Here is a 13,546-nt window from a genome sequence, read left to right on the forward strand (position 1 = left end):
CTAGCAATGCTGGTGAAGTTTTTTAGTCGGGCAAATTGTCCGCTATGTGTAGACGGTTTACGCACATTAAAGCTTGTACAGGAGGATATACCATTCGATATTGAGATCATTGATATTGAAGCAGATGATCATATACATGAAAAATATATGCTGATGATTCCTGTAGTTGAAAAGGGTGGTCAAATTATTCAGTATGGCAACTTAGATTATGCTACATTAATGGAACATTTCAGTGAAAGATAACTTGTTAATTTGGCACGGTTATTCGCTATAAGCTATACAATTCACAAATTGTTCAATGAAAGCGTTTTGAATTTGAACAGTTTGTGAAGACCTTCACATTGGGCTTCCTTTTCTAAAAAATCGGCGTAGAATAGGAATCAAGCAAGAAGTTGTTATAAAACAGTCGGTGAAAATTATTATAGATTTTGGAAGTTGTTATATTACAAAAACAATGTTGAAGGGAGATTTTACAATGTGGGTTATTACAGTATTTGAGAAGCAGGATGTTCGTATTTTTGAATTTGCAAATAAAGGTGAAGCAACAAAAGCGTTAGAAGGATTTAAGAAAAACGCAATTTTATCTTTTACAAAATAAGAATGTATAAGCCTCGTAGCGATGACCAACGTTACGGGGCTTTTTTCTTTGGATACTACTTGCTCTTTTACATAAAGCATATTATAATAGCTATATAAGTGGGACATAATTTTAAACGGTGGGACTAAAAACAACCCACTGTTATAAAAGGGAGTAGATAAATATGTTAACTGTTCCTGAGGCACAGCAAAGACTACTTCCTGAAATGTATCCGCTTCTGCAATCTAGATACCGAATTTTACAAACCGTTCAGCTTATGCAACCCATCGGACGACGCACACTTGCGGATTCATTAAAAATGACAGAGCGAGAAATACGCAAAGAAACAGATATTTTACGTGAACAAGGGTTATTAGATTCACAAAAATCGGGTATGGTATGTACAGATGATGGTGAGATTGTAATTGAAAAGTTAAGAGCAATTGTTTATGAATGGTCAGGTCTGACACAGCTTGCTAAACAGCTTGAGGCTCATTTTGGCATACAGCGTGTAGTTGTTGTGCCAGGTGATTATAATGCAGACGATACGATATTGACCTTGCTTGGTAAAGAAGCGGCATTGCAATTTATGTCAACAGCTTTTAAAGGGCAAGTAGTAGCCGTCACAGGTGGAAAATCAGTGGCATCTCTTGCACAATTTTTACACCCATTAGAAAAAACAAAAGATATGACATTTGTTGCTGCACGTGGAGGCATCGGACATGAAATGCAAATGCAAGCAAATACACTTGTTGCAACATTTGCTATGCAGATGGAGGCGCAGTATCGCACCTTATTTTTACCTGAGTATTTAAGTGAGCAAGCTTATCAAGCAATGCTAACAGAGCCGATGATAACAGAAATGATGGCATTTTATGAGCAGGCAGACTGTGTGATTCATGGGATTGGCTCCGCAGAGGAGATGGCGATTCGCCGTAATTCTTCTCCTGAAGATTTACGAATTTTAGTGGAGAAGGGTGCTGTCAGTGAGGCTTTTGGCTATTATTTTAATGCCAAAGGAGAGGTCGTGCATCGTATACGTACAATTGGCATTCAGCTTGAGCAGGTGAAAAAAAGTCAGCAGGTTATTGCAGTAGCAGCAGGAAAACAAAAGGTCAATGCTATGCTTTCATATTTTAAGGTAGCACCAAAGCAAACAATATTTATCACAGATGAGGCAGCTGCAAAAGCTATTGCTGCTCGTTTATCATCTAGTGAAAATAATGATTTTGAATAACTTATATAAACATAGGTCACTCGACTTCAAAAAGTGCTACAGCGCTTTTTGAATGAGCATAAATTTAATGTTTCTATTTTTTAGAAACATACATTACACATTATTGGAGGAATTAACAATGGCATTAAAATTAGCGATTAATGGATTTGGACGTATTGGACGCTTAGTATTTCGTGAGGCAATGGAGCATGATGAAATTGAAGTAGTAGCTGTCAACGATTTAACAGATGCTGGTCAACTTGCACATCTATTGAAATATGATTCAGTCCACGGTATCTATGATGCTGAAGTCAATGCAGATGAAGATTCTTTCGTAGTAAATGGCAAGCGCGTAAAAGTATATGCTGAAAAAGATCCAGCACAACTACCTTGGGGTGAACTAGACGTAGATGTAGTGCTTGAATGTACTGGTCGTTTCCGTTCAATGGAAGAAGTAGGCAAACATGTTGAAGCAGGTGCTAAAAAAGCGATTCTTTCTGCACCAGCTAAAGGCGCAATGCCTACATTTGTAATGGGTGTAAACCATACAGACTACAACCCAGCAACTGATGATGTGATTTCAAATGCTTCTTGTACAACAAACTGTCTTGCACCAGTAGCAAAAGTATTAGATGAAAAATTTGGCATTGAGCGTGGTATGATGACAACAATTCACTCTTATACAAATGACCAACGAATCCTAGACTTCCCACACTCAGACCCACGTCGTGCACGTGCTGGTGCGGTATCTATGATTCCAACAACAACAGGTGCAGCTGTAGCTGTTTCAAAAGTATTACCACAATTAAAAGGTAAATTAGATGGCTTCTCTATGCGTGTCCCAACACCTAACGTTTCATGTGTAGACTTAGTTGTAGAGCTAAAAGCAGATGTATCGAAGGAAACGATTAATGCAGCATTAAAAGAAGCTTCTGAAAATGAATTAAAAGGTATTCTTGGCTACAATGAGCTACCGTTAGTATCAATTGATTACAATGGTAACCATCACTCATCAACTGTAGATGGTCTTTCTACAATGGTATTAGAAAATAAAATGGTAAAAGTTCTTGCTTGGTATGATAATGAAATTGGTTACTCTACTCGCTTAATGGACTTAGCTTTATACATTGCAGAGCAAGGTTTCAACAATAAATAAGCATCACATTTGAACAATTTACGTAATAAGTGTGACACAATACTACTTTTATAGACAAAAAGTATAGCCTTTATAATATCTAATCGATATAATATACAAGGGTAAAGGGAGTAAGGGAATTTACCCTTACTCCCTTTTTAGTAATTACAAGACATCGTACGTAACTTTTGCTACTATAAGAGCAAGTATAAGGGTTCATAATCAAAAATTGGAGATAAGCAACACCTCTAGACGATGTACCAAAATACCTTGATGAAATACTAACAAGCTTTGAAGGGAGTTTCTTCATGTTAAATAAGAAGACAATGACAGATATTGATGTAAAAGGTAAACGTGTTTTTGTGCGTGTAGATTTTAATGTACCAATGGCAGATGGTGCTATTACAGATGAAACACGTATTCGTGCAGCTATTCCAACAATCGAATATTTAGTAGAGCAAGGTGCTAAAGTTATTTTAGCTTCACACTTAGGTCGTCCGAAAGGTGAAGTAAAAGAGGATATGCGTTTAACAGCAGTTGGTATTCGCCTAGCTGAGTTAATTGGCAAGCCTGTGACAAAGCTGGATGAGTCGATTGGAGAAAAGGTAGAGCAAGCTGTTGCCACTATGCAAAATGGCGATATTGTGTTGCTTGAAAACGTGCGCTTCCACGCAGGTGAGGAGAAAAATGACCCAGCATTAGCGCAGCAATTTGCACAGCTAGCTGATATTTATGTCAACGATGCTTTTGGTGCAGCTCATCGTGCACATGCTTCTACTGAAGGAATCGCTAAACATATTCCAGCAGTATCTGGATTCCTAATGCAAAAGGAATTAGATGTACTTGGCAAAGCATTGTCAAACCCTGAGCGTCCATTTACGGCTATTATTGGTGGCGCCAAAGTAAAAGATAAAATTGGTGTTATTGAAAGTCTGTTAGAAAAAGTAGATCACTTAATTATTGGTGGTGGCCTATCTTATACGTTCATTAAGGCACAGGGCTATGATATTGGTAAATCTTTATTAGAGGAAGATAAAATCGAGCTAGCTAAATCCTTTATTGATAAAGCAAAAGCAAAAGGCGTGCAATTACATATGCCAATTGATGCTGTTGTAGCAAATGAATTTTCGCAAGATGCTGAAACACAAGTTGTTGATATTGATGCAATTCCAGCTGATTGGATGGGACTTGATATTGGACCCAAAACAGCAGCTCGCTATGCGGACATTATTCAAAACTCCAAGTTAATTATTTGGAATGGACCAATGGGTGTCTTTGAAATGGATAAATTTGCAAGTGGTACAAAAACAGTTGCTGATGCAATGGCAGCAACTGCAGGCTATACAGTAATCGGTGGTGGTGATTCAGCCGCTGCTGTTGAAAAATTTGCAGTAGCAGATAAAATGGATCACATTTCTACAGGTGGCGGTGCTTCCCTAGAATTAATGGAAGGCAAAGAGCTTCCAGGGATTGTAGCACTAAACGATAAATAAGCTAATCGGAGGCAAAATGATGCGTAAACCAATTATTGCAGGTAACTGGAAAATGTTTAAAACATTTGAAGAGGCTATTCAGTTTGTAGATGCAGTACAGGATAAACTTCCTTCTAATGATAAAGTGGACGCTGTTGTTTGCGCACCAGCTCTTTACCTACCTACACTTGTGCAAGTTGCTAGTGAGTCAGAGCTAGCGATTGGTGCACAAACAATGCATTATGAAAATGAGGGTGCTTTTACTGGTGAAATTAGCCCAACACAGCTTGCAAGTGTAGCAGTGGACTATGTTATTTTAGGGCATTCAGAACGCCGTGAATACTACAATGAAACAGATGATGCTATTAATAAAAAGGTAGCAGCAGCACTTGCACATAATATCGTACCGATTATTTGCTGTGGTGAAACGCTAGAGGAACGTGAAGCAGGCACAACAGAGCAAAAGGTTGCGGGTCAAATTAAAGCGGCACTTGCTGGATTTGAAGCACAGCAGGTAGAGCATATGGTCATTGCCTATGAACCAATTTGGGCAATTGGCACTGGTAAAACTGCTACGGCAGACGATGCCAATCAAGTATGTGGAGCGATTCGAGCAGTAATCGAAGAGCTATATAATGCTGAAACGGCGAATGCTGTGCGCATTCAATACGGCGGCAGTGTGAAGCCTGACAACATTCAGGAGCTTTTAACAAAAGAGCATATTGATGGTGCTCTAGTTGGTGGAGCAAGCTTACAACCAGAATCTTATTTAACATTATTGGAGGCGGCAGCAAATGCCTAAAAAGCCAGTAGCATTAATTATTTTAGATGGCTTTGCATTTCGAGATGAAACATTTGGAAATGCAGTAGCACAGGCGCATAAGCCAAATTTTGATCGATATTGGAATGAGTTCCCACATACAACATTAACAGCTGCGGGTGAGGCGGTTGGACTACCTGAAGGACAAATGGGTAATTCAGAGGTAGGACACTTAAATATCGGTGCCGGACGTATTGTTTATCAAAGCTTAACACGCTTAAATAAGTCGATTCGCGAAGGCGACTTCTTTACAAATCAAGCATTTTTAGACGCAATCGCACATGTTAAGGCACATCAATCAAAGCTGCATATTATGGGGCTGCTATCAGATGGTGGTGTTCATAGTCATTATGAGCATATGTTTGCACTGTTAAGGCTTGCTAAGCAGCAGGGCGTAGAGGATGTTTTTGTACATGGCTTCTTAGATGGTCGTGATGTTGGGCCAACAACAGCTATCGGCTATATAGAGGAAACAGAAAAACAAATGGCTGACATTGGTGTTGGTCAATTTGCGTCTATTCATGGGCGCTATTATGCAATGGATCGCGATAAACGCTGGGATCGCGTGGCACTTACGTATAATGTGCTTGTGGATGGTGTTGGGCAAACGGCAGATAGTGCTAAAAGCGGTGTAGCTGAATCGTATGAACGTGAAGCAACAGATGAATTTGTCATTCCATTTAGCATTCAAGAGCATGGTGAGCCAGTAGCAACGATTGGTGATAATGATGCAGTCATTTTCTTTAATTTCCGTCCTGATCGTGCGATACAGCTATCCACAGTGCTTACAAATCCACAATTTGATGGCTTTGTGTTATCAGCTAACCATCCAAAAAATCTAAAATTTGTATCCTTCACGCATTATAGTGATGAAGTCAATGCACAGGTTGCCTATGAAAATGACAACCTAAAAAATACAATTGGTGAAGTGTTAGCCACAAACGGTAAAACACAGCTACGCATTGCCGAAACAGAAAAATATCCACATGTAACATTCTTTATGAGTGGTGGTCGTGAGGATAAATTCCCAGGTGAAGAGCGTATTTTAATTGCCTCACCAAAGGTTGCCACATATGACTTAAAGCCTGAGATGTCTGCGTACGAGGTGACAGAAGCCTTGCTTGCAGAAATTGCGGCTGATAAATTCGATGGTATTATACTTAACTTTGCTAACCCTGATATGGTGGGGCATAGTGGTATGCTAGAGCCGACGATTAAAGCCATTGAAGCAGTCGATGAATGTTTAGGAAAAGTAGTAGATGCACTCCTTGCAAAAGGTGGCGCAGCTATTATTACAGCTGACCATGGTAACTCTGATGAAGTATTAACATTAGCAGGGGAGCCAATGACAGCTCATACAACAAATCCTGTACCAGTAATTGTGACAAAAGCAAATAGTATGTTAAGAAATGGTGGTATTTTAGCCGATTTGGCGCCAACCATGTTAGAATTATTACAGGTGTCACAGCCTATTGAAATGACAGGACAATCATTAATTGAGAAAGAGGAGAATTAATTATGCCATTTATTACACAAGTTTATGCGCGCGAAGTTTTAGACTCACGTGGGAATCCAACAGTAGAGGTTGAAGTATTTACAGAATCAGGCGCTTTTGGTCGCGCTATCGTACCATCAGGTGCATCAACAGGTGAATACGAAGCGGTAGAATTACGCGATGGTGACAAATCTCGTTACCTAGGCAAAGGTGTATTAAAAGCAGTTGAAAATGTCAATACAACGATTGCACAAGAACTAGAAGGAAATTACTCTGTTCTTGATCAAGTTGTTATTGACAAAGCTTTAATCGAGCTAGATGGCACAGAAAATAAAGGTAAGCTAGGTGCTAACGCAATTTTAGGTGTATCAATGGCAGTTGCACATGCTGCGGCAGATTATTTAGATGTACCTCTTTATCAATATCTTGGTGGGTTTAACTCTAAGCAATTACCAGTACCAATGATGAACATCTTAAATGGTGGCGCACATGCAGATAATAATGTAGATATCCAAGAATTTATGGTGATGCCTGTAGGTGCAGAATCTTTCCGCCATGCATTACGCATTGGTGCTGAAATTTTCCATAACTTAAAAGCTGTTCTAAAAGAAAAAGGCTATAATACAGCAGTTGGCGATGAAGGTGGTTTCGCACCAAACCTTGGCTCTAACGAAGAAGCAATCACAGTTATTTTAGAAGCAATTGAAAAAGCTGGCTATAAACCAGGCGAGGAAGTAAAACTTGCAATGGACGTAGCATCTTCTGAGCTATTCAATAAAGAAGATGGCAAATACCACTTAGATGGTGAAGGTGTTGTCAAAACATCTGAAGAAATGGTTGATTGGTATGAAGAATTAACAAATAAATACCCAATTATTTCAATTGAAGATGGCTTAGATGAAAATGACTGGGCTGGACATAAACTATTAACAGAGCGTATCGGTAGCCGCGTACAATTAGTAGGCGACGATCTATTTGTAACAAATACAAAAAAATTAGCAGCAGGTATTGAGCAGGGTGTAGGGAACTCTATCCTTATTAAAGTAAACCAAATCGGTACATTAACAGAAACATTTGAAGCAATTGAAATGGCGAAACGTGCTGGCTATACAGCTGTTATCTCTCACCGCTCTGGTGAATCAGAGGATGCAACAATTGCTGATATTGCAGTTGCAACAAATGCTGGACAAATTAAAACAGGTGCGCCATCTCGTACAGACCGTGTTGCAAAATACAACCAACTTCTTCGCATTGAAGATCAGCTTGGTGTAACAGCTGAGTACCTTGGTTTAAGCTCATTCTATAACTTGAAGTAATCATTTATTTGCATGAAAAATAGCTTGAACCTTGTCATATACGTCACTTTAGCAAGGTTTGAGCTATGTTATACACTTAAGTGAATTTAGCAATACAAGTGTATTGTTTCAACCTCTGATTTATAAGTGTGATAAACACTTGTAGATTGGGGGTTTTTCATGCTCATTAAAGATTTGTTGAAAGAATTTACATTCGAATTACAGATTAAAAATTATTCAAGCAGAACAACAAAAACTTATAAATACAATTCACTTCATTCAATATCTGAACGAGTTTCATAAGGTGAATGAAATTGAAGACGTTTCAACAGTTCCTGTAAAAAAATATATTCAACATCAATTAAATCTTGGTAAAAAGGCGACGTAACACTGTAATTAAATAGTTGAGGCTGTTTTATACATATTTGGTGGCAGAAGAGTATGTCACGTTCAACATCATGGCACGCACAAAATTGTTGAAAGAAGATAAAACTGTTATATCTACATTTACTGACCAAGAAATTGCGAAAATAATTGAAGCATACGATTTTAAAACGTATTTGAACGCACGAAACAAAGTAATTATCGCCATACAGCCATTAGATGTTCGGAATTAATAAATTTAGAGGTGGATTGGGTGCAAGATACGACATTGTAAATATTTGGTAAATTTGTTAAATGGCGATATGTGCCAATTAGTTTAATGCTTCGGAAATATATGATTCGTTACGAACGTATTTGTGAAGGATATTTGAGCAGTTTAGGCAGACCTGCTCACAATAACAATTATTTTTTAGCTCACAGTGGTAGACCGCTGACCACAGCCCAAATTGAAGTAATTGTACGAGAAGCAGGAGAAAAAGCAAAAGTACGACCAGATATTCGTTGTTCACCGCATACACTGCGTCATTATGCAATACAAGCAAATTTACGCAATGGACTGGATTTATGTAGTTGCTTGAGAATTGCTGGGCACGACAACATTCAAACGACCAACTTGGCAAAGGTAGTGAGGAACTGTCTACCTTTGAGGTTATATTGCAGTCATAAAGTTGAGTTTATGGCAAATTTGCCAGTAAGTATTATTGGAGAAAGTTCGGAACATTGCTCCGACACTTAAACGAAGCCATTATTGACTTGGTTAACATGGGATATACATTGTATATACCATTATCTACGAACAGTGTTCGTACTATAGTTTTTCATTGAACCTTGTTTCAATATTCTGTTATTATTATCCTAATTATATAATGATATAAATTACTATGAGGAGTTAATAACATGAAAAGAAAAACAAAGTCTGCAATTGTTATCATTGCAGTATTGGTCACTTTTGGAGGAATTTTTGGTTACTTCAAATTTACTGAACAAAAGGAGAAACCTACGCCAGAAAAAGCAACTGTAACTGTTGAGAATGATGGAGTAGCGCTTGAAGATAAAAAAATTACAAAAGAGGAATTGCTTTATCCTGACAATTTAGTAGAAAGCAAAGTAAACGAAATTATCCATAGCATGTCTCACCAAAAAGTTGAAGCTAGTGTAAAATGGGGTCATGAGCAAATAACGCAAGAAAAAATTGACCGATTGTTGGCTGTATGTAAAATGAACGATTATAAATTTAACGAACTTTACATTCCAATATTGGAAAGATGGTCGAAAGGTGATTTTTCTCATGCTGTAGAAGATCATAACGCAATTTGGGAGATGCAAGGTGGCGAAGATTCAAGAAATTCAGGGAGAGCAACTCGTTTAATGACTCCTGCTGAAGAGAAAGCTTATATTGAAAACAATTTAAAATTTGATTTATATGATGGCACTCATTAATGACACTATTTTTTTATTTGTCCGCTATTTTTCAATTTGTTATTATAATATTTATTACCAAAATTAACCAATTTCTAAGATGCAAAAAAATTATCGGTGGAGGTTCGTATGAACGAAGAAAAACGACTAACGGACAAAGAATTACATCATTTGAGCATTGCTTTAAATGCGAAGGCATATGGAATGAAAAATATCTACAAAAAGAGTTTGACGATTGGATTGATAAAACGAGAACACGATTTGAACCACACCATGGGGAACAAACGTAATGATAAATTCCAAGTTTTTGCATTTATTGAGACTCCTGAGTTCATCGCTGACTTAATAGAATTGACCACAAATAAATCACAAGATCAATAACATCACCAATCGTCACTGTTTAACCATAGTGACGATTTTTATTTTGGGTTAATATTCCCATTATTATGTTGAAAAAATGACAATGACGTATGCTGTATGTAAGGAAGTAAATACATATGATTATATATAAAACAGTTAAAGTACGAGAATTATATATTGAAAGCGCAATTGCTGAATTTGAAGCATTATTAAATGAGCAAGCAAATGATGGGTGAGAACTACATAGTTTAACTCCTCAAGTAGACAAAGATATTGTTTACAACAATGTTGCCATTTTCTCAAAAAAAGTAGAAGATAAATTACAGGCGTCCTTCCGAGGATGTTTTTATTTATCAATGATAAACAATCGTGAAAAGAAATCTGTTTTTAATTTTTCAGATAGTTGTTATAATGTGAATTAACACATACATGGATTGAATTATTAAAATTCGATAGTATGTGAACAATGCAATATCACAACTTTATAGTTCAGAGAAATGCTAATATATCAAGGTTCGTGCTCAGGTGCTCCATCACGTACAGACCGTATTGCAAAATACAACCAACTTCTTCGAATTAAAGATCAGCTTGGTGTAACAGCAGAATACCTTGGTTTACAATCGTTCTATAACCTTCGATAATAAATAATTGATGGAAATTGCCTCAAAGCTTTTGGGGCAATTTTTTATTAGGAAAATATTAACGTTTCCTTTATTTATTCGAGTATAATGAAAAAAAACAGAAGGAGATTGGCTATGGATATTATTCAATCATTAAAGGAAACTTTACCGATTTTTCATGAAATTTTTAACAAGGAAATAGCGTTAACTATCAATAGTGCGAAGGAAAGAAAGGTTCTCTTTGTATTAGAGGGAACAAAAGTGAAAACTCATTTACAGGTCGGCACAATTATTGAGGATACACCTGATTTCCGAAGTGTTACGAAAGGCGAAATTTTAAAACGGGATATTCCAAAAGAGTATTTTGGCGTTCCAATGCATACAGAGCTATATCCTGTTCGTGAAAATGGTAAAGTTGTTGCGGTCTTAAGCTTGCTCTTTCCAAACGATGCGCAGGAAAAAGTAGAAAGCTTTATGGACAACCTGCAAGCTACGATTCAAGAGCTACAATTAAAAGTACATACCATTGCGGCACATTCAGAAGAATTATCCGCAACAAGCGAAACCATTACTGAAAAATCTCGCCATGCCTTAGAAAACTCTTCACGCTCTAATGAGATTACAGATTTTATTAAAACCATTTCAAGACAAACGAACTTACTTGGCTTAAATGCCTCAATAGAAGCGGCTCGTGCAGGGCAATACGGAGCAGGGTTTAATATTGTTGCACAGGAGGTTCGCAAGCTTTCAAATGAAACAGCCACAGCGACAGAGCAAATTGAAACCTCTCTTAAAACTATTACAAGTAATGTACAGGCACTGATGGAAAGTATGGAGCAAATTGAATCAGCCTCCAATGAGCAGGCTGAGCTTGTCCAACAATTTAGTGAAGCGATTGAAACATTAAGTGAAATAAGTGGACAGATGGAACATTATATTAAAAACATATTACGTTAGATCAAAAAGAGGAACTCCGCTCAAAAATAAAGAGCAAGTGATCAAAAAAGCGTATCTGAACATCACATTTCAGATACGCCCTTATTTTTAGTTGATTGCTTGTAAAAGCTTTTTCGATACGTAAAACTCAGTGCCATTATAGACATTGATTGTGTCAAATGTCAGCGTTTTAGCCGTATTTGTGGAAGCTTGCTCATAGCTCATTGTATTTTTATTAACAGGAATTTTGACTGTAATATCTGCTTTTTGTGCAACAAATACTGGATTTTCTTTATCAGATAAATCGATTTTTGTTGTAAAGCCTTTTTCCGTTAAAGCCTTTGTTGCTGGTACATATAGCTCATTTGTTAATGTGTTTAAGTCAAAGTCCATAAATTGTGCCATAGCATGAGCTAAATCAGTGTTTTCTACTAGCCCTGTTATTTTAGAAGGTCCGAATGAATATAAGAACACATCATCGCCAGTATGTCCACCTGTTGTAAAGCCAATGTTTGCACGGTTTGCTAGCATTTTCACCATTGCATTGCCAAGGTTTTCAGCAGATTGTAATGTAGCTAGCTCGTCCTCTGTTAATGCATCTAATCCATAAAGTGCTGCCACTTCTACTAAATTAGAACGATCCTCTTTTAATTGGCTTAGTGCACCTTCAACAGTCATTTTAGCCTTTTTCAACGGATCAATATAGGCAGACACTGGGATGCTTGAATACGTTCCTGACGTGTTAGCGTTCCCCATTGTAATCCCGCTATTGCCATGGTCTGTTACAGCAATAACAAGTGTGTTGCCATCTTCCTTCGCAAAATCAACTGCTTCCTTGACAGCATCATCGAACGATAAAATATCACTAATCATACCAATTGTATCGTTGGCATGTGCTGCCCAGTCGACTTTGCTGCCTTCAACAAATAGGAAGAAGCCATCCTCATCCTTTTTCAGTGTATTAATGGCTTTACTTGTCATTTCAGCCAATGTCGGCTCAGAAGGTCTTGTTGTTGTACGGTCAAAGTCATAGGCAAGGTCGCTTGGTGCAAAGCTACCCCAAATTTTAGAAGCATTTGTATTTAATAATTCATCACGTGTTTGGACAAAATGATAGTTCTTTTGCTTTAATACATTTAGTAAGTTTTCGCCATCTTTACGAGCGTTTTTCACTGAGCCTAACTTAAACGAAGACGCCGAATCATCTAATTCACCAGGCACTAATGAATCGAAGCCACCACCTAAAACAACATCAATGTTTTGATAAACTTGTTGCTCAGCGATATTATCATATTGGCTTCTATTTGTCGCATGTGCTGAAAAACCTGCTGGCGTTGCATGCTGAATTTCGGAAGTAGAGATTAAGCCAGTTGCTTTCCCTTGCTGCTTCGCCCCTTCTAATACATTTGCAACAGGTCTAAAAGCATCCTCTTGTGCAATTTGCTCCAATCCAGGTGAATTCACTACGGACGGTAATACACCCACATATTTATCATTTGATTTATGGCCAGTTGCTAATGCTGTAGCAGCAGGCGCAGAGTCTGTAATCGCTGATTCTGCAGAGTATGTACGCACAGCACCTGATAAAATTTCATCCATTGCTAAGCCTTCACCTTTATACCAACGAGAAAGCGTTACAGCATTATTACTACTGCCATCCATTACAAGCATAATAACATTTGTTGGCTTCTCAACCTCAGCAGCCTGTGCCTCCTGCTGTGGAATGCTAACCGCGGTTAAAGTTACTGCACTTGCTAAAAACAATGAAGTCCATTTTTTTGTGTATTTCATGATTTTCCTCCTTTAAGTAAATTCAT

Annotated in this window: 13 protein-coding genes and 1 pseudogene; 13 read left to right on the forward strand and 1 reads right to left on the reverse strand. The window is 37.7% G+C overall.

Features of this window, described 5'->3' with window-relative positions; all coding sequences use genetic code 11:
• The first annotated feature begins 6 nt into the window (after positions 1-6).
• The 13 genes and pseudogenes from ACIQVU_RS07665 to ACIQVU_RS07725 all read left to right on the forward strand — a co-directional run bounded on the left by ACIQVU_RS07665 (position 7) and on the right by ACIQVU_RS07725 (position 11,750).
• A complete protein-coding gene (locus ACIQVU_RS07665) occupies positions 7-243 on the forward strand; it encodes a glutaredoxin family protein (RefSeq protein WP_340807331.1) in 237 nt (78 codons plus the stop codon).
• A gap of 232 nt (positions 244-475) precedes the next feature.
• Positions 476-598 carry a hypothetical protein gene (locus ACIQVU_RS07670; protein WP_340807330.1) on the forward strand — a complete coding sequence of 41 codons (123 nt, stop codon included), beginning with the start codon at positions 476-478 and terminating at the stop codon, positions 596-598.
• Positions 599-761: 163 nt separating this feature from the next.
• Positions 762-1,814, forward strand: coding sequence for a sugar-binding transcriptional regulator (locus ACIQVU_RS07675; RefSeq protein WP_340807329.1), 1,053 nt, complete (start codon positions 762-764; stop codon positions 1,812-1,814).
• A gap of 118 nt (positions 1,815-1,932) precedes the next feature.
• On the forward strand, positions 1,933-2,949 hold the full coding sequence (gene gap, locus ACIQVU_RS07680) for a type I glyceraldehyde-3-phosphate dehydrogenase (protein ID WP_340807328.1): 1,017 nt from the start codon (positions 1,933-1,935) through the stop codon (positions 2,947-2,949).
• 287 nt (positions 2,950-3,236) lie between these two features.
• Positions 3,237-4,421 carry a phosphoglycerate kinase gene (locus tag ACIQVU_RS07685; protein ID WP_340807326.1) on the forward strand — a complete coding sequence of 395 codons (1,185 nt, stop codon included), beginning with the start codon at positions 3,237-3,239 and terminating at the stop codon, positions 4,419-4,421.
• Positions 4,422-4,440: 19 nt separating this feature from the next.
• On the forward strand, positions 4,441-5,202 hold the full coding sequence (tpiA, locus tag ACIQVU_RS07690) for a triose-phosphate isomerase (protein ID WP_340808614.1): 762 nt from the start codon (positions 4,441-4,443) through the stop codon (positions 5,200-5,202).
• Entirely contained in the window at positions 5,195-6,736 is a 1,542-nt protein-coding gene (gpmI, locus tag ACIQVU_RS07695) for a 2,3-bisphosphoglycerate-independent phosphoglycerate mutase (RefSeq protein WP_340807325.1), read from the forward strand. Before tpiA ends, gpmI begins: the two co-directional genes overlap by 8 nt.
• 2 nt (positions 6,737-6,738) lie before the next feature.
• The gene (gene eno / locus ACIQVU_RS07700) at positions 6,739-8,031 is read left to right on the forward strand and encodes a phosphopyruvate hydratase (protein WP_340807324.1); all 1,293 of its coding nucleotides are present in this window, start codon (positions 6,739-6,741) and stop codon (positions 8,029-8,031) included.
• Positions 8,032-8,728: 697 nt separating this feature from the next.
• Positions 8,729-9,130, forward strand: coding sequence for a tyrosine-type recombinase/integrase (locus ACIQVU_RS07705; protein ID WP_402894833.1), 402 nt, complete (start codon positions 8,729-8,731; stop codon positions 9,128-9,130).
• A gap of 161 nt (positions 9,131-9,291) precedes the next feature.
• Positions 9,292-9,834, forward strand: a complete 543-nt coding sequence (locus ACIQVU_RS07710) for a DUF6241 domain-containing protein (protein WP_402894670.1) — start codon at positions 9,292-9,294, stop codon at positions 9,832-9,834.
• A gap of 108 nt (positions 9,835-9,942) precedes the next feature.
• Complete coding sequence (locus ACIQVU_RS07715; RefSeq protein WP_340807320.1) at positions 9,943-10,194, forward strand: hypothetical protein; 252 nt, start codon at positions 9,943-9,945, stop codon at positions 10,192-10,194.
• A 500-nt stretch (positions 10,195-10,694) separates the two neighbouring features.
• Positions 10,695-10,814, forward strand: a pseudogene (locus ACIQVU_RS07720) (hypothetical protein); the annotation flags it as partial.
• Between the two features lie 114 nt (positions 10,815-10,928).
• Complete coding sequence (locus ACIQVU_RS07725; protein ID WP_340807318.1) at positions 10,929-11,750, forward strand: methyl-accepting chemotaxis protein; 822 nt, start codon at positions 10,929-10,931, stop codon at positions 11,748-11,750.
• 87 nt (positions 11,751-11,837) lie between these two features.
• Here ACIQVU_RS07725 and ACIQVU_RS07730 read toward each other — a convergent pair whose 3' ends face one another.
• Positions 11,838-13,520, reverse strand: coding sequence for an alkaline phosphatase (locus ACIQVU_RS07730; protein ID WP_340807317.1), 1,683 nt, complete (start codon positions 13,518-13,520; stop codon positions 11,838-11,840).
• Positions 13,521-13,546 lie beyond the last annotated feature (26 nt).

The sequence above is a fragment of the Lysinibacillus sp. NPDC098008 genome (assembly GCF_044760715.1).
GTDB lineage: Bacteria > Bacillota > Bacilli > Bacillales_A > Planococcaceae > Lysinibacillus.